Source organism: Nonomuraea sp. NPDC003560, from assembly GCF_042878785.1.
GTDB lineage: Bacteria > Actinomycetota > Actinomycetes > Streptosporangiales > Streptosporangiaceae > Nonomuraea.
The window spans coordinates 1-24,317 of sequence record NZ_JBIAOF010000028.1; the positions used below are offsets into that span (position 1 = coordinate 1).

A 24,317-nucleotide genomic window follows, 5' to 3' on the forward strand; every position below is an offset into this window, starting at 1 on the left:
CACCCCGGCCCCGATCCCGCAGACACTGACCGCTTAACCTGCAGATACAGGATCACGCGAAGATCGATTCGTACACCACGTCCGTGGACGTGACCCTCCGAGAGCGTCGGTCGTCCGCACGGAGTCATCTGAAGGGCTCCGGTCTCACAACGGGCGCACACACGAGTAGGGAAGGTAGCCGTAGTTCTGTGCGGGAGTGGCCCACTGAACCGTCTCCCAGAGACTTCCCCAGCCCGCACGGCCACACATCGGGGGATATCCTCCGCCGTGTAGCTGGCACTGCGGCGCCTTCTCCTGCACGATCGTGCCGCCCGGGATCCAGCCGATGACCCTTGATGAGATGTCGGGGTTCATGAACAGGTCAATCCGCTGGCCGGCGTCCCCGACCCGCATGGGCTGGCCGTTGCAGTTCCCTGCTCGCAGAGGTGCGGCCAGGGCGGGCGTCGGGATGGTGGCGATCACCAGAGCGCTGGCGGCAATCGCGGTGGTGAGCTTGCTCATGGTTCCTCCTGAGGCCGGTCAGCCAAAGAACCGGCTATCTCACTGAGGGTAGTTGGACATACTCGCACGGTAAACTCATTAACGGGATTCCCGGGCTGGCGCGTAGCCGGCGAGTCATCACCATCTCCAAAGAGCCCGCACCGGAGGCCTACCGCCAGCTCGGCGCCGAGATCCTGCGACTCCTGGCCGCCGCAGAACCGCAGTCATATGAGCCAGCCCAACATCGACACCCCGGGCAGTTTGGCAGCGTCTTCGGAGCCAGCGCCGCCAGGCGGACTCGGCGGCCTTGTGCCCGCCCGCCAGCAACCGGGCAAGGACACCACTGCACCCGCCGCCGACTTTGCCCCGGCCTCGCCGACGCCTCCGCCCGCCCCTGCCGCGACGGCCGATCCGGTCCGCGAGGGCCAGGCCCACGTCGCCGAGCGCCGCCAGATGCCCGACGGGCCGCCCGACACGTTCCTGGTGGGGGTCTACCTGCTGCCCGCCGTCATTCAGGCGGCCAGCCGCCGCTCGCGTCGCGTGGACAACTACCAGCTGGCGGTCGAGGCCATCGACGCATTGCGCGCCGAGCTGCCCGACCTGGTCGCGCGCAGGCACGCGGGCCCGGCGCAACGCGAGGACAGCTTGTTCCCGCCCCGGCAGGGCGCGTCGACCACGGCGGCCGCCGCGCGGGATGGCCGCCGCCGTCTGTGGTCCTTCCAGGCCACGGAGGCGGACACGAACGTCATCGACGACATGGTGGACGCCACGGGCGCCCGCTCTCGCAGCGAGCTCATCAGCTGCGCCCCGGAGGCTCACTTGCTAACTGTAAGTGATTGATCTAGCACTTAGAGTTATGACCAAGATATGGTCACGGGGACGTCAACGCCCATGTCCCTGGAGGATTCGTGGCACGCTTCCGTACCCGCCTGGCCCTGCTGAGCACAGCCACAGCACTCACCGCAGCCACCCTCAGCCCCGCACAACCTGCCGCCGCCGCCACCTACCAATGGGCCGCCCTCGGCGACTCCTACACCGCTGGGGTCATCCAGGCCGCCGGCGACGTCTTCGAGATCCCCCGCGACGGCTGCGAGCGCACCGACCGGTCCTATCCCCAGGTCATCGAGCGGGACCTCGGCTCCCTGTTCGACCTGACCAACGTCAGCTGCGGCGCTGCCACCATCGAGGACGTCACCTTCAGAGCGCAGGAGCCGATCGGCCGCCACCTGCCACCCATCTCCGAAGACCCGGACTACCCCTTCCCTCCAGTGCCTCCCCAGTCCCAGGCGGTCACGCCCGGCACCGACGTGGTCACCGTCGGCGTGGGCGGCAACACCCTCGGATTCGCCGAGATCCTCCTCAAATGCGTGGAACTGGGCCAGGGCAGCGGCGGCGTCGGCACACCGTGCAAGGACGACCTGGCCGCGAGCATCCCCGGCCGGCTGACCAAAGCGAGCCGCGACTACGACCAGATGCTCACCACACTCCACGAGCGCGCCCCACGCGCCAAGATCCTGGCCATCGGCTACCCCACGATCGTCCCCAAGGACACCTCCACCTGCAGGTACAACGACATCCACCAGTTCGCCTCGATCACCCGAGGTGACCTGGACTGGCTGCGCCGAGACGTCCTGGAGCCGCTCAACAACGCCATCGAGAAGTCCGCCGGCACCCACAACGCCGCCAGCTTCGTCGACCTCTACGACTCCTCCCAGAACCACAGCGTCTGCGACGCCGGCAAATGGGTCGAGGGCATCTTCGACCACGACAACCGGCCCGCTTTCGTCCACCCCAACGACAGGGGCCACCGCAACGCCGCCGACCACGTCACGTCAGCGATCCTGAACGCCATCGACCCGAACTGACATCCTGCACGAGGGAACCCCCTGTCCTGGGTGGAGAGCCGCGCACGGAGAGATCCCCCGGCCCCCCTCGTAGTTCAAGGGGGGCCGGGGGATCTCGGCGGTGCTGGTGGTTGGATGCTGGAGGCGTCCGGGGCCGGTTGGGACGGTCCCGGACGCTCTACTGGGTCAGCACCCGGGGCAGGTGCGTGTGCCGGTGGTCGACGTCGACCGCCTGGCCGTGCTCGCGCAGGCGGGCGGCCAGGACCTCGACCAGGCCGACCGCACTTTCCGGCGTCTCCCCCGTGTGCCTCACGGCCCCACCCTGCCATGACCATGCGACGTCGGCCGGTCACTCCCGCCGCCGGCCGCCACGGCTCTTCCCGGCTCGCAAGGGCACATCACGCCGTCGCGATCAGGCATCGGATGTGGCGGCGCCCAGAGTGTAGAAGGAGAACGGGGTGCGCGCCTGCGGCAGCAGAAAACGCTGAATCTCCGTCACGGTGAATCCGGCCCGCTCGATCTCCGCCACTGTGTCACGGCCGGTGTGATAGCCGCCGGCCAGATGGTGGCGTCCAGGACCCTCTGCACCTGGGCCAGGCCGGAGGTGTCGGCGCGGCCGTGCTCCAGGAAACGCACCTGCCCGCTCGGCCTGAGCACCCGCCGGGCCTCGGCCAGCGCTGCCGGAACGTCGGGCAGCGAGCACAGCACCAGGCAGAACACCACGGCGTCCACGCTGCGATCACTGGCTGGGAGCCGCTGGGCCAACCCCGGCAGCACCTCGACGGTGACCGCAGCGTCGGCGGCGGCCGTCTGCGCCTGCTCACGCAGCCGCAATTCCGGCTCTATCGCCACAACGCGGGCCACCTCGGCCGGATAGTGCGCGAAGTTCACGCCGTGCCCGGCCCCCACCTCGATCACCTCACCGGTCAGACCGGCCAGCAGTTCGCGGCGGCGCTCGGCCAGGCCGCCCTCGTCCAGGGCGCGCGCCATCTTCGGATACATCCGGCCGAAGACCGGCCGCCGCAGGTTCGTCCTCAGACTTGTCTTCGTCATGGTGGTCACCAGGTGACCGGCAGGGCGGTCAGACCGCCGGTCAGCGTGTGGGCGTTGAAGGTCAGCTCGTCGGTTGCGCACCCGAGCTTGAGGGCGGGGAAGCGGGCGGCGAGCTGGGAGAAGACCACCTGCAGCTCGATCCGGGCCAGCGGGGCGCCGATGCAGTAGCGAGCGCCGTGCCCGAACGACAGGTGCGGTACGGCGGGGCGGTCGAGGTCGAAGCGGTCCGGGTCGGCGAACACCGCCGCGTCGTGGTTGGCCGCGCCGGTGTCCAGCAGCACCAGGTCCCCCGCCTGCACCTGGACACCGGCGATCTCCAGGTCCTCGCGTGCGTAGCGGGGGATGCCGCCGCCGCCCAGGCCGGGCGCCCGCAGAATCTCCTCCACCGCCGCGTCAACACGGGACGGGTCCTCAATCAGGGCCTGCCACTGCTCGGGGTAGGCCAGCAGCCACAGCGCTCCCTCGTCGATCGCGGCGACCGTGGTCTCGTGCCCGGCGAACAGCAGGAACATGCCCATCGCGGCGGCTTCGTCGCCGCTCACCCCATCGGTGGCGGCCAGCCGGGAGATGACATCGGCGTCCGGGTCACCGCCGGCGCGCTTACGTGCCACGAGCTGCTGGCCGTAGAGAAACAACTCGGTCAGTCCCTGCTCGGAGCGGGCCCGGTCGGTGACGTCGCCGGCGGCCTGGGTCCAGGCCCGGAACTGCGTGCGGTCCTCGAACGGCACGCCGAGCAGCTCGCAGATGACCGCGATCGGCAGCGGCAGTGCCAGCGCGGCGTGCAGGTCGGCGGGCGGCCCGGCCTCAACCAGCTCGTCCAGCAGACCTGTGGTGAGCGTCTCGACCCGGGCGCGCAGCGCGCGCATGCGCTTGGGCGAGAAGTGCGGCTGCAGCAGCGAGCGCATCCTGCGGTGGTCGGCCTGCTCGGTGTCGAAGTCGCCCAGCGGGCCGCCGAACATCGCCGACTCCCCGGTTCGGGAGGCCCTGTCCGGCTCGCGGTGGGCCCGGCCGAGCCGATCGTCATCCAGCAGAGCACGCACCTGCTCGTACCCGGTCACCTGCCAGCCGGGATCGCCGACCGCGGTGCGGATGGCGTGAATCGGAGTGCGCGCCTGCAGCTCACGCAGCAGCGGCGCGGGCCGCATCGGGTCGGGCTGCTCATACGGCAGCTGGACGGGGGCGTGCGACACGAGCCCTCCAAAAGGTAGACGTGAATTTGTATACTTAGATGTCTAAAACGCTACATGTACACTTTGTCTTCTACAAGTGGAGGGCTGATGAGCAACCCCGAAGCAGGCAGCGCGACTGTCGCGGCGCCGCCGGTGCGGCGGCTGCGCCGCGCGGAGCGGCGCGAGCAGATCCTGGACGCGGCCACCCGCGCCTTCGCCCGCGCCGGCTATGCCGCCACCGGCCTGGACGACATCGCCGCCGAGGCCGAGCTGACCCGGGCCATGCTGTATCGGCACTTCGACTCCAAGGCCGACTTGTACCGGGCCGTGCTGGACCGGGCCTGCGCCCGCCTGACCGAGGCCACCGGCGCCGACGACTTCGACGAGAACGCCATCCCCGCTCTGCTGCATGCCGCCGCCGCCGACCCCGACGGATTCCGGCTGCTGTTCCGTCACGCCGCCCGCGAGCCCGACTTCCGCGACCTGATCGACTCCATCACCGCCGCCTCCCGCGAGGTCGCCCACCGCAACCTGGCCCGCGTCATCCCCGAAGGGCCGTGGCTGGACTGGGCAGCCAACCTGATCCCCGGCTTCACCCTGGAGGCGGTCATCGCCTGGCTCGACGCAGGTCAGCCCGATCCCGAGCGTGCCGCCGACCGCATCTCAGCGGCCGTGCACGGCGTCATGGCCGCCGCCCACCCCACCGCGTGACGATGACGGACGACATGCCACCGCCTCCTGCTTCGCCTGTGCGACATGACGACGGTCGACGGGGAAAGCGAATCCGGTGAGAACGGCGAGTAGTTCGTCTCAGCACACGAGATCCCGCGCGCGGCGATCGGCCCGAAGGTGACGTTGCCGTCCGGAAAACCTTGACATCGGGGGTTCGGGAGCGCGGGAGCGCGACAGTGCGAAAGTGTCACAGCCAGACGTCACTGTGTAGTGGTGTCGTCTCTGGCCGTCATGGAGGAAGGTGGAGATCGATGACTCGGCTATGTGATCGGCTCATGGCTTCGGGCGCGTCGGCTCAGCTACTATGACCTCGCCATGGCAACGAGTCGTGTACCAGGTTGGGAAGACACTCTCGGGCCCTTCCACGACCTGCTGCGCACGCCCGGCGGTGAACAGGCCGCCCGCAGCATCCGGGCCCAGGTCGGCAAGGGTCTGCGGCTCGACATGCTGGGCAAGGCGAAAGTGATCGCGGCTGAGAATGTCGCCTGCTACCTCACCGGCACCTACACCCGGCCCGAGGACCTCTACGCGATGCTGTCCACCGTGATCGTGGTGCCGCCACACGAGTTCACCTTCGTGGAGGTTCAGGGCATCGACAACTGGATGGGTTACCCACTCCTTCGGCTGGGCGGTGTCCCGCCAGCCCCTGATCGGAGGCGGCGGCTGGTCGATGGAGGGCGAAGACGGCCGCTACCTCCCGGAAAGTGAGCTACCAAGCCCCTTCGCCCGGCTGTCCTTTCCCATGGATCCCGATCATCAGGGCATCCTGGAAGACCTCTGTAAGCAGCTGTTCATGCGATACGGCATCGCCATCGCCACGTTGGCCATGACGTTCGGATTGATGCACAGCAAGAATGTTGACGTCGTCGTCCAGGTCCCCGGCGAGAAGCAATCGCGCGCGCATCACAAACGCCGCGGAGTTCCTTTGGCTCGGTACTCCGTTCTGGATATCCACCCGGTGACCCGGGTGCTGGAGCGCGAGGGGAAGGCGAGCGCTGACGGGTTGGACAGCGCGCTGCACATCTGCCGTGGGCCCTTCAAGACCTACCGGCCCGAGGCGCCCTTGTTCGGCAAGCTGTCGGGCCAGTACTGGTGGAAGGAACATCCGCGGGGTAAGGCCGAGCACGGCGAGATCCACTCCAGCTACCGCGCCCACCCCTCCGCGCAAGATGCTGGCGTGGGGCGGGTCTATGAACCGGTTGACGAGCACGTCGAACTCGCAGCGGTCACCCGAGAAGGCGTCGGACGCGATCCCGACCGGCCGGCCGGGGACTACGCGCGCACAATCGTGTCCAGAACCAGCTCGCCCAGGCGCTGCTGGCCGCGGGGCTGACCCCGCTGCGGCCAGCTCCGCACGAGAGCCAATACGACCTCGGCTGGGTCCTGGGTTCAGGCGATCTCTACATCGCCGAGGTCAAGAGCCTTACCGAAACCAACGAGATCCAGCAGCTGCGGTCGGCCATCGGCCAAGTGCTGCACTACACGACCGGGCTGGCTACTTCAGCGCGGCGAGTTCACCCCGTCATCGCGTGCGAACGCGCACCAGCCGACGGCGATTTGGTCCGTGCCTGCCGTGACCATGGCATCACGATCGTCTGGCCGGAGCGCTTCGCCGACTGGCTGGCCGAACGGCACGAAACAGAGGGCTGAACAGTGGAACAAGCGCGCGACGACCGGGAAGGGTACTTGCCGAGCCTGCTTGAGCACCTGCAGCTCACCGGCAGCGAGGACCGGACTTCTCCTTCTGAGGAAGTCATCGCGGCCCGTGCCCGGCTGACTGAAGACATCAGCGGCCGGTTGCAGGATACGCAGGCCGAAGGCATGATCAATCAGGCTAGGCTTGTGGCCTACACCGCCGCGCTGGCAGCCCAAGGCCTGTAGCACCTGGCCCAGGCCGGGCGCACCGCACCCGCTCTGCCGGCCAAGTCCCGCCACCAGCACCTGGCCAGCCTCGGCCGCTACGTCCGACTGGGCGAGGAGACCTCCGCCCGGATCGCCGCCGAGCACGACCCCGCCAGCCGCCGCCTCCGTTGGCTCACCCGGACAGAGGTCCATCTCTTCAAGCTCCCGGGGATGCGCAGCAACTGGTACCTGGATGTGAGAGACATACGACAGTGACTTTGCAGGCTCGGGACTGGCTTCCCACACCTGCCCCGACCCTCGATCGCACCTGGTTCAGGCAGCGGGGCTACGGGATGGCGATGCTGAAGGCGGAGTCCTTACGGGTCCCCGAATTGTCGCGAGTGAACACCGTCAGCGTCTTGGCCGCCTTGGAGCAAGCAGTGTGGATCGGTGCGGACGGAGATCCGCCCAGCGCGGTGGCTTGAGGGGCGGTCTGGGTGATGTCGATGTGGGGTCGCTGAAGGTGATGGAGTACGTGCCGGTGCTGGGCTTCTTGACTTCGGCGATGTTCTTCTGCCTCAGGATGCTGCCATTGGGCGCGAGCCGACCAGGTCCGTCAGGAGGACGAGCGCGCCGAGCAACTCGTTCCCGAAGCGGTAGCGCGCTTCCAGACCGCCCTGCAGGCCCTGCCAGACGACCAAGCCGACACTCCGTTCGTCAAGGCCCTGACGGAACTGGTCACGCTGAAGGTTGAGAAGTTTCGCGGCCGCGGCGGCTCCGCCGGCCGCTACGGCCGCGGCGGCCGGGCCGCCGGCGGCACCGCGCCTCCAGCAGGACGATCCGTCAGCCTCGTTCCCTCAGCCATCCTCAGCAGGCGATCATCGAAGACCGGCGCCACATGCCGTGATCTCAATCAGCGGCTGATGGCCGGGCCGGAGCGTGCCAGGACGTAACACCTTCCTGATTCCCGACGTGGCTCCGGGGCGATCCGCGCTCTGCGTGACCCGGACGCGTCCGGTACCAACGACGGCGAAATCTGAAGATCCCTATGACCAAAATCAATGGATAACGTCGTGCCCAGCGCTGTCGAGCGGGGACGAAACTCACCGAGTAACAGGGAGCGGCCAACGAGAACGTCTACCACCGCGCGCGCCGTGAACTGGAACGCGACGGCTACACAATCGACAACAACGGACATTAAGTCGTCACTTAAGCCCCTGCTCCGAATTGGGGGCGTTGGCGGAGAGCTTGAAGACGGTCCCTTCGAGGAGACGCTTCGGACCGTCGGCGGCGGCCCACGGGATGGCGGCGTGCCACATGTCCAGGAGCGAGGTGCTGGCCGCGATGGAGTCCCGCGCGCCGAGCAGGGGGTCGAAGGACGACAGGTCGGCGGGATCGAGCCGGCCGGAATAGGTGTCGTAGCGGGAGTGGAGGACGGGGTTCTGGCCCCGGTAGCAGTGAAGGTTCTCTATTTCGCCGTAGCGGCCGTAGGTGCCGGGACGGAACCGCTCGGTCTTGCCGTCCAGCAGGTCGCCGGGGTTGAGCAGGGTACGGCGAACGTGTCCGCGAGCGTAGGAGTCCTGGACCAGGTGAAGCAGCGAGCCGATGGCCCGGCGACAATCAGCTGGTCAACCTTCAGATCACTCAGCTGCGCGGCGAGGTCGGTGCTACAGAAGGCGCTGTAGCGGCGCCTACGGATGATGGCTCGCGGGCGAGCGGCGCCGTCCAATGGGTCTACTGGGACTCCGGCACCGCCCACCTGCTGCCCCGGCTGCTGCGCCTGCCCGAGGCAGCGCGCGCACGCACGGACCGCTGTTCTTGGCCCGGCGTTGTCCCGTCCCCGCCCGTGTCGGGGCAGGCCTGCGACGAGCCGGGCGCGCCCCTATCGGCGGTGCACGTACAGGTAGACGGTGAAGAAGCCGTCCTCTTCGCACTTGTAGGTGCGGTAGACGCCGTTCTGCACACCGATCCTGCCGGTGCTGTCGCAGATGGCATAGGCGCGCTCGATGGGCCACCTGGTCCAGGAATCGATCGGACCTTCCCACTCGTCGGCGTGCGCGGCACTTCCTACGGCAAGCCCTCCGGCCACCGCGACGACGGCAGCGGCGACGGCGATGATCTTTCGCATGTCGGTTCCCCTTAACTGTCGCTCTCCAAGAGCGACGCGCTTCACCCGTTCGCTACTTAGAGTGTTATTGTCGTTACAACGTTGCCTGGAATCGCCTCTGTCGGTGCCGGGCGCTCACCGCACCTTTGCCGGAATGCCGCAGACATCGCCGAAAGTATCGACTACCTGCGCGAGCGGCCCTTGGAGCGGACGGGGCGTGCCGGTGCTCCAGGTCGAGGTCCTCGACGTTGAGGGCGAGGACCTCGACGGCTCCGGCCGCGGCCAAGACCGCGAACATGAAACGGCCCTCCTTTGGAGGCCAGATCAAAGTTCTCCGTCAGCGACACCACGGTGATGCCGCAGTCGCGCAGCTCGTTGACCGTGGTCAGCACGTGCCCCGCCGAGCGGCCCCACCGGTCGGACTTCCAGAACTTCAGGGTGGCGCCCGCCTTGGGCAGCGCCAGGAGCGCCTCCCATGCCTGGCGGGTGGGGCGGCATGGAGCCCGGTCAGGCCCAGGCGCTGTACCCGATGGCGTCCCGGTAGACGGTGGCGGGACATTCGAGCACCTCGCCGCCGGGCATGTGCAGGTTGAGCCGCCCGCCGTTGGTGGGCTTGCAGTGGGTGACGAAGACCGGCCCGGGATAGCGGACACTCTCGGGCCGGATGCAGTCCACGTCGTACAGCCCCAGCGGGTTGCGGAAGCGGATGGCGCCGACGAATCCCGGATCGGTGCACTCACCGACCATGCGGGCCGCACCGGAGTCACCCGCCCGATCGGTCCGCACACCGTCAGCGGCGGCCGGAGCCACCGAGACACCCGTGGTTAGCGCGGCGAAAGCCGCCATGACTATGGTCGCGCGTAGGTGGGAACGCACATGAACCCCTCTCTCCATCCGCTGGCATCCAGCGGCTGAGCTTCCGGAACTATGACTGGTATCAGGGCCCGGTTGGGCGCCATGTGAGTCAGCAAAGCCATGAAGCCGAGGTGTCCAACAGTGACTCGGACAGGCTCGTCCAGACTCGACCACCAGCCGGCCGGCCGCCGAATCGGCCGAGCCGTCGCCCAGCCCGAAGACAAGATCGAATACGCCCGGCTCTTCAAAGCCCAAGGCGACTCCCTCGGGAAGATCGCCGCCAAAACCGGCATTCCCAAGACCTCGCTGCACCGCTACCTCAAGGACTGACTCCACCCAGCCGTCCCGGAAAGAGCGTTTCTGAGACGGCCTTCATCGTGGGAGCCTGTGCGGCATGCGTCCTTCACGGGTCTATGTCCGTGGTCTTCCCCTGCCCGCGCTGCTGGTCGAGTCCATGTCCTCGGGAGCCTGGCCGGCCCAAGATGACACACGGCTGCGCGAGATCATGCCGTGGTTCGAAGATCCGCTGGATCTCCTTGCGGACGTGCGCGAGATACGCCGAGAGTCTGCGTCCCTTGACTGGATGACCGAGGACAACGCCACTGCCGACCTCTTCCGGCAAGCCCGAGGCAGTCAAGCCGGTGATCTGGTCGAGCTTCCCTGGCTCGACGCCGATCTGGCCGTGCTGATCGGCGTCAACCGCAACCCCGGCGACGACGTCGCCCTCGCGCTGGACTACCGCACCGGCAGCGACGATCCGAGCGTCGTGGCCTCTGACTGGTGGACCGACCCGCACCGATGCGCCTGGAGGGTCGTCGCGCCCACGTTCTCGGCGTTCGCGACCGCGCTGGGCATCGACGCGCGCCGCCGCTACTCCTACGTCGGCCCCGAAGAGATTCGCGTGCAGATCTGGTCGCAGGGCACTGGGCATCCGATCGCCTCGCCCACCGATCTCACTGAATGGCTCGCTCGGCACGACGGCAGCGACCGCGGGGAACCCTTCACGTTCGTGATCGACCACTTCACGATCCTGCGTCTGGCCCCGCAACGCAGCGAGCATGTCGTCTGCGCTGGCGGTGCCCCGGTGCAGAGCGCTGGCGAGATCACCTTCGAGCCGGACGGCGGCAGCTGGCGGGTGAGCGAGATCAGCAACCAGTCGACCGGCTACTGCCCCGAGCCGGAGTCCTACGCCGCGGTGCAGGCCGCCCTCGACACCGCAGGGCTCGATCATCCAGGTCGCTTCACCGTTCCGATCATCTTCCGGCTCTGCGAAAGCTGCGGCCAGCTCAACATCGTGAAAGACGACCACTACGTCTGCGCGATGTGCGACGAGCCGCTACCAGCCTCCTGGAACGCCGATGCCGCCGGCGAGCCCGCACCTCGGCCAAGGAAGGGGACATCTGTCGGAGACATCGTCTCGGGCACGGTCGTGGCGGACGAGCGGCCCTTCGGACCTCGCATCCGGCTCGACGGAGATGTGTCGATGCCCGCGCACATCAGGGACTTCGCGTGGCAGGGGAATCGCTCTGACGCTGTCAGGGTCGGTCAGCATGTCACCGCTGAGGTCGTCTCCATCGATGAGTCCGCAGGACGCGTCTGGTTGTCCCTGGCAGCGACCGAGCATCCCGATCTGTGGCAGTTCTTGAAGGGCCTGCGCGCCGGCGACGTTCTCACCGGCACGGTCGCCGACATCCAGAACTTCGGCGTCTTCATCGCCCTGGACGACGGGCCGCCCCATCCGTCCTATCCCGGCGTCGGATTCGTCACTGTTCCCGAGCTCACTTGGGAGCACTTCGACGAGGTGACCGACGTGGTCCACGTTGGGCAGCGGGTGCGCGGCGAGGTCCTCCAGTTCGATACCACCAACGGCGAAGCACGGCTGTCCCTGCGAGCATTATGCCCCGACCCTTTCCAGATCTTCGCGGACAACACCGCTGTCGGACAGCGTCTATTCGGCACCATCACCAAGGTGATCCCGTTCGGGGTGTTCGTCGAAGTCGCCGACGGTGTTCATGGCCTCGTCCACAAGGACAACCTCGCCGATGTCCAGGTCGATACGCCCGAACAGGCCGTCCAGCGGGGCGCGAGCGTACAGGTCACCGTCATCGGTCTGGACCGCGACCGGCGCCGCCTGCACCTGTCCCGCATTGGCGGCCACGATCTGAGGCCGGCAGCGGCCGAGTAGCCAGTTCGAGATGAGCGATGACCAGTGCAGATGACTTCGAGAACTAGTGAAGAAGACTTCGGGAATCGACACGAACGGGCCCATCCGAGCCTCCGCGCCTGTTGCAAAACGTGTTGAGAAATCTCGGTGTTCAACAAGCTAGCTAACACCCTTTTCTGTACGCCTTCTCCCTAGGTCTGTCTAGATAACGGCTCTGGCCCGTAATCGGTGGTGGCGCTGAGCGATCCCTGCCAGGCTGTGCCGTGCTGAAGATCGACGATCTTACGGATGTCGTGTTCGCGGGACTGTCTGCCCTGGTCATCGAGGGCGTAGAGGATGAGGGCAACCACATCCAGGTGATGGCCCGTACACGCGACGAGCCGATGCCGTGCCCGGCATGTGGGGTGCCGACCGGTCGGGTGCACAGCTACGCCGGCCGGACGGTCAGGGATGTCCCGGTCGACGGGCGGCCGGTGATGGTGTCGCTACAGGTCCGGCGTCTGCTCTGCCCAGCGCGGGAATGTCCTCGGCAGACGTTCCGGGAGCAGGTTCCCGGGCTGCTTGAGCGCTACCAGCGTCGGACGAACAGGCTCACCGACCAGTTGGGTGCGGTGGTCCAGGAGCTGGCCGGCCGGGCCGGTGCTCGACTGTCAGCGGTCCTGGCCGTAACAATCTCCAGGTCCACAGCGCTGCGCCTGCTGATGCGGCTGCCGCTGCCACCGCTGCAAGTCCCGCGCGTGCCAGGTGTCGATGACTTCGCTCTCAAGCGACGGCATCGATATGCCACCGTCCTCACTGACGCCGAGACCGGCGAGCGGATCGATGTCCTGCCCGGCCGCGGTGCCGATGCCCTGGAGGCATGGCTGCGATCGCACCCAGGCGTCGAGATCGTCTGCCGGGACGGGTCAGGTGCCTACGGGGAGGCGATTCGCCGTGCACTGCCGGATGCGGTGCAGGTCGGCGACCGGTGGCATCTGTGGGCGAATTTGTGCGACAAGACCCTCGCCGAGGTTCGCTCCCACAGCGCCTGCTGGGCCACGGTCAACCCGCCCCGCTCCGCCGGTGTCCACGAACGGACCACCCGCGAGCGCTGGGAGCAGATTCACCAACTGCTGGGCAAGGGCGTTGGCCTGCTGGAATGCGCCCGCCGCCTGAACCTGTCGCTCAACACGGTCAAGCGCTGCGCCCGCACCGAGCGGCCCGAGGCTTTACGCCGCGCACCGCGCTACCGGCCCACACTCGTCGATCCCTACCGCGATCACTTGCGCGACCGACGCGCCACCGACCCAGCCGTGCCCGTTCAGCAGCTGTTCCGCGAGATCAAGGAGCTCGGCTACACCGGCAGTCTCAACCTGCTCTACCGCTTTATCACTCAAGGTAGAGCCGAAGGAGAACGGCCCGTCACCACCCCGCGCCGCCTGACACGTCTGCTGCTCACTCACCCCGACCGACTCCGTGATGGCGACACCCGACTGGTGCAAGAGCTCACCGCCGCCTGTCCCGAGCTGACCGAACTCGCCCACCATGTCCGCGACTTCGCCGCGCTCCTCACCCCGGCTGAAGGCCACGGCGACAAGCTCACCACCTGGATCACCACCATCCGCGTCGCCGACCTGCCCCACCTGCACGGCTTCGCCAACGGCATCGAGCTTGACCACGCCGCCGTGAACACCGCCCTCACCCTCCCGCACCACAACGGCCGCACCGAGGGCGTCAACACCCGTACGAAGAGGATCATGCGCCAGATGCACGGCCGCGCCGGGTTCGATCCGTTGCGCCACCGCATCCTGCTGCCGTGACAGTCACTTACCGCCACCACCGATTACGGGCCAGAGCCGATATCTAGACAGACCCGCGAACTCCAGTGCAGGCTATGACCTTGGTGGTGTCCGGCGTGAGGAACAGGATGTAGTTCCAGGTTCGGCCGGCGGCCACGTCCACGGGAGTGGTGTACGAGTTTGACCTGGTCACAAGCGTGGCGGCGGTGAAATGAACACGGCCATCGCGTGATCCTTCGAGTGCGAACAAGAAGGAGATCAAAGCGATGGCCGCAGACAACAGTGTGACGCCCGCTGCATGGCTGGCGAAGCAGATCGAGACCGGCGATCCGGATCTGTTGCGATCCATGGTGAAGACCATGGCCGAGGCGTTGATGTCGGCCGAAGCCGACGGCCTGTGCGGGGCGCCGTATGGCGAGCGCAGCGACGAGCGGACCAACTCCCGTAACGGCTACCGGGCCCGGCAGTGGGACACTCGCGCCGGCACGATCGAGCTGGCGATCCCGAAGCTGCGCAGCGGCTCCTACTACCCCGACTGGCTGCTGGAGCGGCGCCGTCGGGCCGAGCAGGCGCTGATCAGCGTCGTGGCCACCTCCTACCTGCTCGGCGTCTCCACCCGGCGGGTGGACAAGCTGGTCGAGCAGCTCGGCATCAAACACATCTCCAAGAGCCAGGTGTCTCAGATGGCCAAGACCCTGGATGAGCAGGTCGAGGCCTTCCGCACCCGGACGTTGGATGCCGGCCCCTACACGTTCGTCTGGCTGGACGCGCTGACGCAGAAGGTGCGTGAGGGCGGCCGCACGATCAACGTGCACGCCCTGGTCGCCACCGCTGTGAACGCCAACGGGCAGCGGGAGATCCTCGGGTTGGAGGTCACCTCGGCCGAGGACGGCGCGGGCTGGCTGGCGTTCCTGCGCGGCCTGGTCGCGCGCGGCCTGTCCGGGGTGCAGCAGGAACGGCTGAACAAGGAGATCCGCCGCCGCACCGACGTGGTCGGCATCTTCCCCGACCGGGCTGCGATCGTCCGCCTGGTCGGCGCCGTTTTGGCCGAGCAGACCGACGAATGGACCGAAGCCCGCCGCTACATGGGCTTGGACGTGCTGGCCAAAGCCCGGATGCGGGTGATCCCGGGCGACACACCCGCCCAGAACCAGATCCCACAGACACTCACCGCTTAACCTGCAGAAACAGGATCACGCGAAGATCGATTCATACACCACGTCCGTGGACGTGACCTCCCCGGCGTGCTGCTCTGCTGACTCCGCCCGGTCGAGCCGTGACCGCAGGTGGTCTCAGAAATGATCGATTCCGTACAACATCACGACGATCGTGATCCTGCTCGGGGCATCAGGGCTCCGCTCGTTTGGGGCTCATGACACGTTTCTTACCGGCACCCCTCGTAGGGCGCCCACCCCTTATCGAGAAGGTGGAACCCCGCATCGATGGCCGCCGCTGGATCGGGCTCACGGATGGCCATGAGCTGAATCTGCAGGGCAAACCGGACGTAGAAGCGGATCTCTTCGCTTGGCTCCTCCAGCCCGAATTCCTCGGTGATCGCCGCGACCAAGGCATCCTCGTGGCGCAACCACATCTTCTCCGCGTAGTCGACCAGAGCCGGCGTCTCCTCCATGAGCGCGAGTATCTGGCTCTGCGGCTCGGATTTGAGCGCGGCGATTTCGGAGAGGTAGTGGGCCTTCAGCGCGTCGGAGATCGACGTCCCCGCCATGCGGCCACTCACCGCAGCAATCAGGCGTTCATGCCGCTCACCTTCGTCACTGAAGACAAGCGCCTCCTTGTGTGGGAAGTGCGTGAAGACCGTCTTAGGCGACACATCGGCCGCATCCGCGATCTCGCGCACAGTCACCGCATCGAAGCCGCGAGCAAGGAAAAGCGTCGTCGCCGCGTCCAGTATCGCCGCCCGCGTCGCCGCCTTCTTGCGCTCACGTCGCCCTGCCGTCGCCGCATCCACCATGACGCATACTCTACACCCGAACACTAACTATATTGACAGTAAAAGTAGTCTCGATATAGTCAGTGAGTGAGTGAAGTGAGAGGTTCTCGCTCATGGCGTTACTCGTTGACGGTTGCCGGCTCCTAGCCAATGAGGTCTCAGCCCAGCCGCTCGGCCTCCCCGGCGCGCCTGAAAATCGCCGCCGCCGATCGGGAGTCGCAGGCACAAGCGAGCCGCGTCAATCTCCGGCGGACCCTCCCGCCAACCCCGGCTACCAGAAAGGGACCCGACCATGTCCGAAGCACTTGACTCACGGTCTAAAAGTCGCGAGATGCCTGCCTCCCACGTGCGCCTGCCTGCGCAGCGCCGAGTGGCGGGAGCGTTGCTCATCGCCGGGCCGGCGATCTTCCTGCTCGGGGAGTTCGTCACCGCCGCAGCGTGGACCGACCCCGCCTACAGCTACACGCACCATTTCATCAGCAACCTCGGAGTCCACGGGCCCTCGACTCTGTTCGGGCAATACATGTACTCGCCCCTGGCCTGGGTAATGAACGCCGGATTCCTCCTCTTCGGGATCACGATCCTGGCCGGAGTGGCCACGCTGCGCGATCTGTCGGACGGCCGCCGTTGGGCCATGCTCGCCCCCGCGACGCTGCTGGCCGTCGGCGGCGTCCTGCTCGCGCTGTTTCCCGGATCTGGCGAGGCACTCAACAACGGCACCGGCGAGTACCACAGCATGGGAGCCTTCGCCGGCTTCGTCGGTGGGAACGCGCTGGCCATCGTGCTCGGAAGCAGGTGGCGGCGCATCGGCATCTCTCCGCGAATGGGGCGAGCACTGATCACGGTCGGCGTGATCGGTCTGCTTTCGATGGTGCTCTACCTTGCGATGATCTTTACCGCGGGCGACACCCCCATCGGCATCATCGGCCTCATCGAACGCGGCGCCGTTCACCCGTTCCTGATCGGCCTCATCTGCGCTGGAGCATCCATCTGGAAGCGGAAGACGTGAACGAACCCCTTGCATCCTCCGTCACCACGGAAATGGCAGCCTGACGCCGAACTCTTCGAGCACCCACCAAAGACGGGCACTCGTGTGCAGGGGCCATAGGCGGATCCCGGCGGATCTCAGGCGGCCGAGCCGAGGTCGAGGCGGCGGTTCATGTCGATGTCGATTCGGCCGTAGAGGTTGGCGTTGGACCAGAACAGGGGCGAAAGGCCGCGTCTGTCGATGCAGGTGCAGGCTGAGCATGGAGACTTCCTGGTGCTCCTTGTCGCTGCCGGGCAGGGTGCCGGCGCTGCCGTAGAACGGGTCGGTGTTGGCCGAGTTCCAGTTCTCCACGACCTGCAGCCCCTCGTGGATCTCCCGGCGCAGCTCTGGGGCGGCGACGTACTAGGCGACGAAGATGCTCTTGACCGCCTTGCCGAGTTCCTCGATGGCCTTGTAGGTGGGGTGCTTGGGGCCGCCGCCTGGACCGCCTTCTGCGCCTGACCTCCCGTACCGGCGCCACCACCGCACTCCCGCCACGGCCTGGCGGAGGCGCGGCACGTCCGATCCGGCGGAATCAGCGCTTGGGGGCCGGGGGCAGCCGGAGGAGGGCCTTGTCGGAGTCGAGCTCGGTGGTCGTCTCCGACGCGGGCGGCGCCTTGATCGAGACCTTGGCGCCCCAGCCGGAGTAGGTGGTCTCCATGGTGACCGGGCCCAGACCCACCTTGGGGCTGGAGAGCCGGGTGCTCATCGTGCGCGGCAGCCCGGCGGGGGTCACGGTGAGCGTCCAGTTGACCTTGACGCCGGAGGCGAGCTTCCACCACAGGGTGGCGCGCGTCCAGGCCGAGACCCGCAGCAGCTCCTTGACGGTCATGCTCCCCTTGTACGTGCTGCCGCTGCGCTTGGAATGGCTCAGCATGGCCTTGAGCGTGCTCGGCTCGGCCGGGTTGATGAAGTCGCCCTTCATCGCGGTCATCCCGCTCGTCCAGCCCGGCGACTGCTTATACCAGGTCTTGCCGGCGGGCAGCGCGGCGCCGATCGGCCCGCCCTTGACGTAGGACGTACGGCCGATGCGGACGGTCCTCTCCGGCTTGTCGAGCGAGGTGGCCTGGGTTTCCTCTTTGGGAGGATCGAACTCGTCGGCCGTCTCGTCCTTGCCGGGGAAGCTCAGCTTGGCGGTCAGGTCGGAGGCGGCGATGCCATGCTTGTCGAACTGCAGCCGTCCGCCGCGGGTGAGCGAGGTTGTGTCCCTGCCCGGCGTCCGCTGCTAGACGGTCACGCCCCTGCCCTCGTCCAGCTGCGCACGCAGCGCAGCCAGCGGATCGTTGGGCGCGGCCAGCGCCGGCACGGACGGCACCAGGACGAATCCGGCGGGGGCGGCGCGTCCGTGGATGATCCAGTAGCATCCCGGGTCAGCGGGCCCTCGGCAGGCCGAAGGAGAAGGCGGGACACCCCGCCTCCGGCGCCCCGGGCCGCGTGGACCCGAGGAGCCGATAGCGCGATGACGGCAGGCCGACCGATACCCACGCAGGACGACGTGCTCGGATACTTCGACACGCTGTCGAACTGGGGCCGCTGGGGCGACGACGACGAGCTCGGCACCCTCAACCACATCACCGACGACGTCCGGCTGGCCGCGGCGCGGGCGGTGCGCCACGGCAGAAGCGTGTCGTGCGCGTGGGAGGTCGCCGTACCCAAGGACATGGAGCGGTCGACGACGGCCTGCCCGCGCAGCGCCGACATGCCGGGCGCCGAGAACATGCCGGCCGCCTTCCACAAGGACCGGCGCTGGGGGTTCTCCTCCGAGCGGCTCGGCCTCACCTTCCACGGCAACAGCCTCACCCACCTCGACTCGCCGTGCCACATCTTCTGGGACGGCACCATGTACAACGGGCGGCCCCACTCGCTGGTCGACGCCGAGACGGGCTCGTCGTGGGCGGCCGTCACGGCGGCGGCGAACGGGATCGTCACGCGTGGTGTGCTGCTCGACGTCGCCGGCGCGCGCGGCGTGCCGTGGCTGGAGCCGGGGGAGGGCGTCGTCCCCGGCGACCTGGAGGAGGCCGAGCGGCGCCAGGGCGTGCGGGTGCGGCCCGGTGACGCCGTGCTGCTGCGCACCGGTTACGGCCGCGCCCGCCGCGAGGCCGGTGAGCCGGGCGGTTTCCGGCAGGCCGGCTGGCACGCGTCCTGCCTGCCGTGGCTGCACGAACGGCAGGTCGCGTTGATCGCCGCCGACACCCCCCAGGACGTTCAGCCGTCGGGGTACGAGGACGTGCTGATGCCGGTGCACGCCGTCGGCCTCGTGGCCATGGGGCTGTGGCTGGTCGACAACTGCGACCTGGAGGCGTGCTGGGCCACGGCCGCCGAGCTCGGCCAGTGGGACTTCCACCTCGCGGTCGCGCCGGTCCGCTTCGCCGGCACGTCCGGCAGCCCGGTCAACCCGATCGCCACGTTCTGACCGACGTTCACGAGGCGAAGCACGTCACGTGGCGAACGGCCCGAGCGGGAACGGCGAGCCCCGCTTGAGGTGCCGGCCGCGTCAGGGCCGACGCCCTGCACGGGCAGAGCGGCCAGGCCGCCGGCTTACTGGGCGCGCTCGGGGGCGGGGTCGCCGTCGGAGCGAGCGGCCTGACCGCCGTCGTCGGGATCGGCGTGGCCGGCTTCCTGAGCTCCGCGCTCCTGCCGGCCCGACTGCGGCCCCCGACCGCGCATCCGGTCTCAGTCGACGGCTGACAGAGATCGATGCATGGCGCCGAGGCGATCTTCAACCAGGAACGCGCCTCTCGTCGTAACCAATTGTGAGGATCTGCATCCATCCGGGCCAGCGATGCGCCCGGACAGACATGGGAGCCGCCGCCGCATGGGCCAGGTGGCGACTGGGCTCTCGACTCCAGCTGAACGCGCCGGCGTCAGCGCCGAGCAGCGACGACTCCACCCTCCCGCCGCGCGCGCTGGCGGCCCGTGCCCCTTCCTGCGCGACGCACCGCTCGGAGCCTTCACGCCGGAGCAGTTTGACGTCATGCGCGTCCCCTGCCGCTCCGAGCATGGACACGCCGAACTGGACGCCCCGCTGTTCCGCTGTCACCCAGGCGAGCCGGCCACCGGTGATGATCTGGCCTGTGCCGGATGGCTAGCGGTTGAGGACCGCAACAGTCTGCGGGTCGGTCTGGCGATCGCTTTCGACCGCCTGCCCGACACCGTGTTGGATCCCCGTCCCGGCTGGCCTGCTCTGTACAACTCGTTCGAGGAGATGGTCGAGGCCAACCGGCGTGCGGCCAAGGACGAGTGAGCCAACGACGCCGTATCGCCGAGACTGAACGCAAAGGCTGGCTCGGTGAGATCGAAGGGCCACGTGAGCGACTAGTTCCACGGTGTTCGTTACTCGCTGACACCTCCAACGGCTCCTGCTACTCCCGAACACCTACGTTGGGTCTGGCTTCGGGAGAGGGGGGCCTAGAAGAACCGCTGCTCGAAGACCGCGCCGTTGTGCCAGCCCCCTACCACGACGCGGCTCTGGCGCTGGTCACCTACAGCGTGGAGAGCGTGGCCTACATCCTGCCCGAGGCGGAGATGGCCCAGAACTCCCGCTCGCGCTGCGGGTGAGCGGTTCATCGCCGAGCACGGGGAGGCGGGCGTGGCCTCCACGGTCATCCATCGCAAGTTCGGCATCCGCAAGGTCGAGCTTGAGACCTTGATCGCGGACATGGACACCATCGAGAGCTTCAAGGCTGCCAGCACCGGCGGCAGGCCCTCGCAGATGTATCGGTACGTGGGTACACCGGTCACCGACGATGACGACACCGCCAAGGATGACATGACGTGGGAGGCGTTCTGCGAGGACATCCCCGCCGAGGTCGTGACAGATGACAGAAGTCCTCTCGGGTATGAGACCTGCCGCTCCCACCATGTCGTGCTATCTGAGTGAGGAGGAGTGGGACGAGATTGACGCGTCCACACCTGAACCTGAGGCGGCTGGCCTGGCCGCCGAGGAGCCTGCCACCGACGAGGGAGCCGTCACGGAGAGTGCCGTGAGGGCGTTCCTGACCACTCCGGCCGGTACGGAGATGCTTCGCCGCGATGATGGCCGAACAGGCTCGCCCGGCCCCCAAGCGGCCAGTCAGGACCTCCAGGTCTCGTAGCAAGGCCAAGGACGCCAGGATCCGACGTAGTCAGTGGATGGTCGCCGCCAAGCACCCGCTGGCAGTCCGCCAGGGTGGCCACATGCAGCGATGTGGCGCGGCCCAAGACCCCGCCGCTTGGTAGGCAGCGGCACGGTTGTTGCGGAAGACGAGGGTGTCGGGGTGGTCACCGCCCGGCTCCCGCCCCCGCCCCCGCTCTGCGAGGGTCTGCTCCAACAGAGCGATGGCGGACGAGCGCAGCATCGCGGGCCCTGTGAGGAGGTTCTCCCCCGCTAGGGGGATCTTTGCCCATAATGATCGAAAAGCAATGAGACGTCTTATACCATCGACCAATGAATAAAACGATCTTTGGCGTGGCAGTTACTGCCCTAGCCGCCGGAATCCTCACAATGATGCCGTCGACCGCACAAGCCGAGCCGCTTCCTAGCGGTTGCACGAGCGGGCTTGGCTATCAGCACGCCTATTCCTGGGCCAACTGCACAGGTGGTGGTGGATACGTCCGCGCGGTCGCCACCTGCGCCAGCAGTACAGCGAAGAAGAAGGTCTACAGCTCATGGAAAGTGAACGCGGGCGACAAACTCGCACGCACGGCCTACGCGCATTGTCCGAGCTCGTACCCCAAGGCTGTGGGCCACAGCTACGACATCAAGCGCTGACTTAGACGGGCGATCGAATAGATGCTTCGTCGGCCGGGATTGCGTCCAACAGCTTGGTCGGACGCAATCCCGGCTTTCGGATTGAGGGGCTGCTGAGCACATGCGACGCTAAGAGTGCCGGCATTTCCAACATGTGTTCAAAGCCGACGGTCACGCTATCACCGTCAGCGAGATCATTAACCACACTATGCCGACCGGTCGATCCTTTCGGCTTCTGCCGGCCGACGTGCCCCCGGCCCATGTGTCAAACCGAGGCGTCGGAATCCTCAACCTCGGGCTTAGCCGACCTCACCCACACCATCACCCCACCGCCCATCGGCAATCCGGGGCCGCCGTTCACTCTCGGCGGCGGCAACATCCTGATCGCCGTCACCCCCCACACGGGCGATCAGGCCGCATGGTCCGCCTGTCGGCCGCCGCGTGCGGCTTCGGCTACCGCACCTCCGTGTTCAAGACCCAGCCCGGCCGGTGGACCATCCTGGCCGTCATCCTGCGCCTGACCGTAGCCGCCGCGCCGCGCCCGTCACCTACCGGCACCCTGGACGTCCTGCTCGGCAGCTGGCCGCCGCTGGCCGAGGCCGTCACCGCCGTCCTGGCCGACCGGCGCGCGCGACCACCGTGTCGGCCCACAGCAGCTTCTGCCGCTCGGCCGCCACGTCGGGCGTGAGCGTGCCCCACGAACGCCCAGCTCAGGCATAGCATTCGCGCCTTGGCACCGCACAGGCCAACGCCGTCATGTCAACCGGTCGACCTTTCCTACCTGGACTCCGTAGGCCTCTGCCTGCGCGGCGTAGAGTTCCGAGTAGCGGCCACCGGATTCAAGCAGGTCTCCCCATCAGGGCGTTGCAGGAGGCGAGGGCATTCCCCCAGGGCGGCACCGACACTGTCGCAGATAATCTTTAAGTATCTGCGGTCAATCATGGCCGAAAGGGCTTGCCGCGGAACCGCACAACGATGACCTGCACGGACATGGCCTAGCGCACGATCCGGTTCCGATGTTCCGCAGATCCCGTCACCGTCGAAGGCCGGCACCCACCCCCTGGTGACCATCCTGCGCGAACGTGACGTTCGGGAACCCCGCCGTCATGGCTGGTAGAGGGCTGACCAGGGTGTCTCGCCGAACTCACGGTTGCGGGCGGTGCTCATCCGGTGGTGGCGCCCAGATCGTGGACGGTCCGGGCGAGGGCGCGGACGAGGTCATTCTCGGTCTCGGTCTGCCACACCAGGGCGTACGTCAGGGGCGGCATGTCGGGGATGGGCAGCCAGCGGAGGTGGGGCATCGACCAATACCGGGTGACGTGGGCGGGAAAGGTGTGGACGATCTCGCCGGTGCCGACGAGATCGATCAGTTCGTCGGTGTTGGTGATGGGAGCGATGCGTTCGATCGTCTGCCCGCGCGGGGTGTGGAAGGGCAGGTAGCTGTCCTGCCAGTAGTCCGGCATGTCGGTTGCGGTGGCGTGCCGGAAGTCACCGAGCGCCTCCAGCGGAATCGAGGACCGTCCGGCCGGTTCGTGGGCGCCGGAGACGGCGAGCACCCGACGGTCGGTGAGCAGCGACGGGCCTACCGTCAGGTCGGGTTCTTCCACAGGCAGCCAGGCGATCAGGACGTCCGTCTCACCGTCGCGGAGGGCGGCGAACGGGTCGTTGAAGGGGGCGCGACGTAGCTGAAGTTCCCATTGCGGGTGCCGCGCGCGGAATTCCTGCCAGTACGGGTGGAAGTCGTGGACGTTGAAGGGCAGCATGCCCACGCGCAGGCGCGCTGTGATGCCCCGGGAGGCCATCCGGGCACGTTCAAGACTTCGCTGCAGCCCCGAGTAGACCGGTTGCAGGTCGTCGTACAACTGCCGTCCGACTGGGGTCAGGCGGACCTGGCGGCGGTTGGAACGGTCGAACAACGGGCTTCCGAGGCGGCGTTCCTGCTGGCTGATGGCCTGGCTGACCCGGGCCTGGGACACGTGGAGCCGGGTGGCGGTCCGGCCGAAGTGCAACTCCTCCGCCAGAGTCAGGAAGATCTCGATATCCCGAATCTCCACTTTGTCCTCATTTGCGTCATAAGTTTCGCGTTATCGAATCATACGGAATCTCGCGTTGATGCAGACGTGCGACCGCTCCAAGGTGGGAGACGTCCGAAACCGTACGCGAGGGCGGTGCCGGAGCTGATATCTCGAAGGAGAAGGCCGTGGGCGCGACGCTCGACATGACGACGATGTATGCGATGCATGACGCGCTGCGTCGCGAGGCCGAGTACCTGGCCGGGGTCACCGCTCGAATCGGCGGCGACCCCCGCGCCATCCTGCGCACCGCGGCCGGCTGGGAGCTGTTCAGGACATCCCTGCACGTCCACGACAGCGCCGAGGACCACGCTCTGTGGCCCGTGCTGCGTCAGGCCCTGGCCGAATGTGACGCGTCGCGGTACGCGGCGCGTCACATCGGGGGCCGTGCTGTCAGGAACGGGCGGCCAGCGCCTGCCTCAGCCGCGGACGCGACGTGGAACGGCCCCGGACGGCCGCCGCTGCCGCGACCACCACCGCCACGAGCGCGCCGGCGGCGAGCAGGGTGGTGCCA

30 protein-coding genes and 1 pseudogene are annotated in these 24,317 nt (G+C 67.6%); 17 read left to right on the top strand and 14 right to left on the bottom strand.

Annotation, left to right across the window (positions count from 1 at the left end; all coding sequences use genetic code 11):
- Positions 1-144: 144 nt before the first annotated feature.
- Positions 145-501, bottom strand: a complete 357-nt coding sequence (locus tag ACFYUV_RS51030) for a hypothetical protein (protein ID WP_387683322.1) — start codon at positions 499-501, stop codon at positions 145-147.
- 207 nt (positions 502-708) lie between these two features.
- Here ACFYUV_RS51030 and ACFYUV_RS51035 point away from each other — a divergent pair, with 207 nt between their 5' ends.
- Positions 709-1,320 carry a hypothetical protein gene (locus ACFYUV_RS51035; protein ID WP_387683324.1) on the top strand — a complete coding sequence of 204 codons (612 nt, stop codon included), beginning with the start codon at positions 709-711 and terminating at the stop codon, positions 1,318-1,320.
- 68 nt (positions 1,321-1,388) lie between these two features.
- The gene (locus ACFYUV_RS51040; protein WP_387683326.1) at positions 1,389-2,345 is read left to right on the top strand and encodes an SGNH/GDSL hydrolase family protein; all 957 of its coding nucleotides are present in this window, start codon (positions 1,389-1,391) and stop codon (positions 2,343-2,345) included.
- A 157-nt stretch (positions 2,346-2,502) separates the two neighbouring features.
- Here the strand turns inward: ACFYUV_RS51040 and ACFYUV_RS51045 are convergent, their stop codons facing one another.
- From ACFYUV_RS51045 to ACFYUV_RS51055, 3 genes are all read right to left on the bottom strand, one after another.
- The gene (locus ACFYUV_RS51045) at positions 2,503-2,637 is read right to left on the bottom strand and encodes a hypothetical protein (RefSeq protein WP_387683328.1); all 135 of its coding nucleotides are present in this window, start codon (positions 2,635-2,637) and stop codon (positions 2,503-2,505) included.
- A 182-nt stretch (positions 2,638-2,819) separates the two neighbouring features.
- Positions 2,820-3,377 (bottom strand): class I SAM-dependent methyltransferase, encoded by a 558-nt coding sequence (locus tag ACFYUV_RS51050; protein ID WP_387683330.1) that lies wholly within the window; start codon positions 3,375-3,377, stop codon positions 2,820-2,822.
- A gap of 5 nt (positions 3,378-3,382) precedes the next feature.
- Positions 3,383-4,567: a cytochrome P450 gene (locus ACFYUV_RS51055; protein ID WP_387683332.1), complete on the bottom strand. Its 1,185-nt coding sequence runs from the start codon at positions 4,565-4,567 to the stop codon at positions 3,383-3,385.
- An 87-nt stretch (positions 4,568-4,654) separates the two neighbouring features.
- Here ACFYUV_RS51055 and ACFYUV_RS51060 point away from each other — a divergent pair, with 87 nt between their 5' ends.
- From ACFYUV_RS51060 to ACFYUV_RS51080, 5 genes are all read left to right on the top strand, one after another.
- Entirely contained in the window at positions 4,655-5,257 is a 603-nt protein-coding gene (locus ACFYUV_RS51060) for a TetR/AcrR family transcriptional regulator (protein WP_387683334.1), read from the top strand.
- A gap of 336 nt (positions 5,258-5,593) precedes the next feature.
- The gene (locus ACFYUV_RS51065; protein WP_387683336.1) at positions 5,594-5,986 is read left to right on the top strand and encodes a hypothetical protein; all 393 of its coding nucleotides are present in this window, start codon (positions 5,594-5,596) and stop codon (positions 5,984-5,986) included.
- Positions 5,949-6,611, top strand: coding sequence for a hypothetical protein (locus ACFYUV_RS51070; RefSeq protein ID WP_387683338.1), 663 nt, complete (start codon positions 5,949-5,951; stop codon positions 6,609-6,611). Before ACFYUV_RS51065 ends, ACFYUV_RS51070 begins: the two co-directional genes overlap by 38 nt.
- A gap of 137 nt (positions 6,612-6,748) precedes the next feature.
- Entirely contained in the window at positions 6,749-6,928 is a 180-nt protein-coding gene (locus tag ACFYUV_RS51075; RefSeq protein ID WP_387683339.1) for a hypothetical protein, read from the top strand.
- Between the two features lie 3 nt (positions 6,929-6,931).
- Complete coding sequence (locus ACFYUV_RS51080; protein WP_387683340.1) at positions 6,932-7,159, top strand: hypothetical protein; 228 nt, start codon at positions 6,932-6,934, stop codon at positions 7,157-7,159.
- A gap of 539 nt (positions 7,160-7,698) precedes the next feature.
- On the opposite strand, the gene ACFYUV_RS51085 is transcribed toward ACFYUV_RS51080, so the two are convergent.
- From ACFYUV_RS51085 to ACFYUV_RS51100, 4 genes and pseudogenes are all read right to left on the bottom strand, one after another.
- On the bottom strand, positions 7,699-7,821 hold the full coding sequence (locus ACFYUV_RS51085; protein ID WP_387683342.1) for a hypothetical protein: 123 nt from the start codon (positions 7,819-7,821) through the stop codon (positions 7,699-7,701).
- 1,181 nt (positions 7,822-9,002) lie between these two features.
- Positions 9,003-9,248, bottom strand: coding sequence for a hypothetical protein (locus ACFYUV_RS51090; RefSeq protein WP_387683344.1), 246 nt, complete (start codon positions 9,246-9,248; stop codon positions 9,003-9,005).
- 161 nt (positions 9,249-9,409) lie between these two features.
- Positions 9,410-9,700 (bottom strand): annotated as a pseudogene (locus tag ACFYUV_RS51095) (recombinase family protein); the annotation flags it as partial.
- Positions 9,701-9,734: 34 nt separating this feature from the next.
- Positions 9,735-9,974, bottom strand: a complete 240-nt coding sequence (locus ACFYUV_RS51100) for a hypothetical protein (RefSeq protein ID WP_387683376.1) — start codon at positions 9,972-9,974, stop codon at positions 9,735-9,737.
- 249 nt (positions 9,975-10,223) lie between these two features.
- Between ACFYUV_RS51100 and ACFYUV_RS51105 the strand changes: the two genes are divergently transcribed.
- The 3 genes from ACFYUV_RS51105 to ACFYUV_RS51115 all read left to right on the top strand — a co-directional run bounded on the left by ACFYUV_RS51105 (position 10,224) and on the right by ACFYUV_RS51115 (position 14,045).
- A complete protein-coding gene (locus tag ACFYUV_RS51105) occupies positions 10,224-10,412 on the top strand; it encodes a helix-turn-helix domain-containing protein (protein WP_387683346.1) in 189 nt (62 codons plus the stop codon).
- Positions 10,413-10,476: 64 nt separating this feature from the next.
- On the top strand, positions 10,477-12,267 hold the full coding sequence (locus tag ACFYUV_RS51110; protein WP_387683348.1) for a S1 RNA-binding domain-containing protein: 1,791 nt from the start codon (positions 10,477-10,479) through the stop codon (positions 12,265-12,267).
- Between the two features lie 272 nt (positions 12,268-12,539).
- The gene (locus tag ACFYUV_RS51115; protein ID WP_387683374.1) at positions 12,540-14,045 is read left to right on the top strand and encodes an ISL3 family transposase; all 1,506 of its coding nucleotides are present in this window, start codon (positions 12,540-12,542) and stop codon (positions 14,043-14,045) included.
- A 43-nt stretch (positions 14,046-14,088) separates the two neighbouring features.
- Here ACFYUV_RS51115 and ACFYUV_RS51120 read toward each other — a convergent pair whose 3' ends face one another.
- On the bottom strand, positions 14,089-14,373 hold the full coding sequence (locus ACFYUV_RS51120; RefSeq protein ID WP_387683378.1) for a hypothetical protein: 285 nt from the start codon (positions 14,371-14,373) through the stop codon (positions 14,089-14,091).
- Between ACFYUV_RS51120 and ACFYUV_RS51125 the strand changes: the two genes are divergently transcribed.
- Positions 14,291-15,202, top strand: coding sequence for an IS256 family transposase (locus ACFYUV_RS51125; RefSeq protein ID WP_387683350.1), 912 nt, complete (start codon positions 14,291-14,293; stop codon positions 15,200-15,202). The genes ACFYUV_RS51120 and ACFYUV_RS51125 overlap by 83 nt on opposite strands.
- 206 nt (positions 15,203-15,408) lie before the next feature.
- On the opposite strand, the gene ACFYUV_RS51130 is transcribed toward ACFYUV_RS51125, so the two are convergent.
- The gene (locus ACFYUV_RS51130) at positions 15,409-15,996 is read right to left on the bottom strand and encodes a TetR/AcrR family transcriptional regulator (RefSeq protein ID WP_387683352.1); all 588 of its coding nucleotides are present in this window, start codon (positions 15,994-15,996) and stop codon (positions 15,409-15,411) included.
- A gap of 310 nt (positions 15,997-16,306) precedes the next feature.
- On the opposite strand from ACFYUV_RS51130, the gene ACFYUV_RS51135 reads away from it, so the two are divergent.
- Positions 16,307-16,984, top strand: a complete 678-nt coding sequence (locus ACFYUV_RS51135) for a DUF998 domain-containing protein (protein ID WP_387683354.1) — start codon at positions 16,307-16,309, stop codon at positions 16,982-16,984.
- Between the two features lie 21 nt (positions 16,985-17,005).
- On the opposite strand, the gene ACFYUV_RS51140 is transcribed toward ACFYUV_RS51135, so the two are convergent.
- Genes ACFYUV_RS51140 through ACFYUV_RS51150 form a run of 3 tightly spaced genes read right to left on the bottom strand, consistent with a single transcriptional unit; the run spans position 17,006 to position 17,936 of the window.
- Positions 17,006-17,314, bottom strand: a complete 309-nt coding sequence (locus tag ACFYUV_RS51140; RefSeq protein ID WP_387683356.1) for a hypothetical protein — start codon at positions 17,312-17,314, stop codon at positions 17,006-17,008.
- A gap of 51 nt (positions 17,315-17,365) precedes the next feature.
- Positions 17,366-17,521: a hypothetical protein gene (locus ACFYUV_RS51145; protein WP_387683358.1), complete on the bottom strand. Its 156-nt coding sequence runs from the start codon at positions 17,519-17,521 to the stop codon at positions 17,366-17,368.
- A gap of 16 nt (positions 17,522-17,537) precedes the next feature.
- Positions 17,538-17,936, bottom strand: coding sequence for a hypothetical protein (locus ACFYUV_RS51150; RefSeq protein ID WP_387683360.1), 399 nt, complete (start codon positions 17,934-17,936; stop codon positions 17,538-17,540).
- A 525-nt stretch (positions 17,937-18,461) separates the two neighbouring features.
- Here ACFYUV_RS51150 and ACFYUV_RS51155 point away from each other — a divergent pair.
- From ACFYUV_RS51155 to ACFYUV_RS51175, 5 genes are all read left to right on the top strand, one after another.
- Positions 18,462-19,415 (top strand): cyclase family protein, encoded by a 954-nt coding sequence (locus tag ACFYUV_RS51155; protein WP_387683362.1) that lies wholly within the window; start codon positions 18,462-18,464, stop codon positions 19,413-19,415.
- A gap of 402 nt (positions 19,416-19,817) precedes the next feature.
- On the top strand, positions 19,818-20,246 hold the full coding sequence (locus ACFYUV_RS51160) for a DUF6283 family protein (RefSeq protein WP_387683364.1): 429 nt from the start codon (positions 19,818-19,820) through the stop codon (positions 20,244-20,246).
- Between the two features lie 345 nt (positions 20,247-20,591).
- On the top strand, positions 20,592-20,882 hold the full coding sequence (locus ACFYUV_RS51165; RefSeq protein ID WP_387683366.1) for a hypothetical protein: 291 nt from the start codon (positions 20,592-20,594) through the stop codon (positions 20,880-20,882).
- 546 nt (positions 20,883-21,428) lie between these two features.
- The gene (locus ACFYUV_RS51170) at positions 21,429-21,752 is read left to right on the top strand and encodes a hypothetical protein (RefSeq protein ID WP_387683368.1); all 324 of its coding nucleotides are present in this window, start codon (positions 21,429-21,431) and stop codon (positions 21,750-21,752) included.
- A gap of 397 nt (positions 21,753-22,149) precedes the next feature.
- Positions 22,150-22,419, top strand: coding sequence for a hypothetical protein (locus ACFYUV_RS51175; RefSeq protein WP_387683370.1), 270 nt, complete (start codon positions 22,150-22,152; stop codon positions 22,417-22,419).
- 475 nt (positions 22,420-22,894) lie between these two features.
- On the opposite strand, the gene ACFYUV_RS51180 is transcribed toward ACFYUV_RS51175, so the two are convergent.
- Positions 22,895-23,785, bottom strand: coding sequence for a LysR family transcriptional regulator (locus tag ACFYUV_RS51180; protein WP_387683372.1), 891 nt, complete (start codon positions 23,783-23,785; stop codon positions 22,895-22,897).
- Positions 23,786-24,317 lie beyond the last annotated feature (532 nt).

Bases quoted from the DNA above. Each gene is read 5' to 3' on its own strand.
- ACFYUV_RS51030 (WP_387683322.1), bottom strand. From the start codon at position 501: ATGAGCAAGCTCACCACCGCGATTGCCGCCAGCGCTCTGGTGATCGCC.
- ACFYUV_RS51035 (WP_387683324.1), top strand. From the start codon at position 709: ATGAGCCAGCCCAACATCGACACCCCGGGCAGTTTGGCAGCGTCTTCG.
- ACFYUV_RS51050 (WP_387683330.1), bottom strand. From the start codon at position 3,377: ATGACGAAGACAAGTCTGAGGACGAACCTGCGGCGGCCGGTCTTCGGC.
- ACFYUV_RS51060 (WP_387683334.1), top strand. From the start codon at position 4,655: ATGAGCAACCCCGAAGCAGGCAGCGCGACTGTCGCGGCGCCGCCGGTG.
- ACFYUV_RS51065 (WP_387683336.1), top strand. From the start codon at position 5,594: ATGGCAACGAGTCGTGTACCAGGTTGGGAAGACACTCTCGGGCCCTTC.
- ACFYUV_RS51070 (WP_387683338.1), top strand. From the start codon at position 5,949: ATGGAGGGCGAAGACGGCCGCTACCTCCCGGAAAGTGAGCTACCAAGC.
- ACFYUV_RS51090 (WP_387683344.1), bottom strand. From the start codon at position 9,248: ATGCGAAAGATCATCGCCGTCGCCGCTGCCGTCGTCGCGGTGGCCGGA.
- ACFYUV_RS51100 (WP_387683376.1), bottom strand. From the start codon at position 9,974: ATGGTCGGTGAGTGCACCGATCCGGGATTCGTCGGCGCCATCCGCTTC.
- ACFYUV_RS51110 (WP_387683348.1), top strand. From the start codon at position 10,477: ATGCGTCCTTCACGGGTCTATGTCCGTGGTCTTCCCCTGCCCGCGCTG.
- ACFYUV_RS51125 (WP_387683350.1), top strand. From the start codon at position 14,291: ATGGCCGCAGACAACAGTGTGACGCCCGCTGCATGGCTGGCGAAGCAG.
- ACFYUV_RS51120 (WP_387683378.1), bottom strand. From the start codon at position 14,373: ATGGATCGCAACAGATCCGGATCGCCGGTCTCGATCTGCTTCGCCAGC.
- ACFYUV_RS51130 (WP_387683352.1), bottom strand. From the start codon at position 15,996: ATGGTGGATGCGGCGACGGCAGGGCGACGTGAGCGCAAGAAGGCGGCG.
- ACFYUV_RS51135 (WP_387683354.1), top strand. From the start codon at position 16,307: ATGCCTGCCTCCCACGTGCGCCTGCCTGCGCAGCGCCGAGTGGCGGGA.
- ACFYUV_RS51150 (WP_387683360.1), bottom strand. From the start codon at position 17,936: ATGACCGCGATGAAGGGCGACTTCATCAACCCGGCCGAGCCGAGCACG.
- ACFYUV_RS51155 (WP_387683362.1), top strand. From the start codon at position 18,462: ATGACGGCAGGCCGACCGATACCCACGCAGGACGACGTGCTCGGATAC.
- ACFYUV_RS51160 (WP_387683364.1), top strand. From the start codon at position 19,818: ATGGGCCAGGTGGCGACTGGGCTCTCGACTCCAGCTGAACGCGCCGGC.
- ACFYUV_RS51170 (WP_387683368.1), top strand. From the start codon at position 21,429: ATGAATAAAACGATCTTTGGCGTGGCAGTTACTGCCCTAGCCGCCGGA.
- ACFYUV_RS51175 (WP_387683370.1), top strand. From the start codon at position 22,150: ATGGTCCGCCTGTCGGCCGCCGCGTGCGGCTTCGGCTACCGCACCTCC.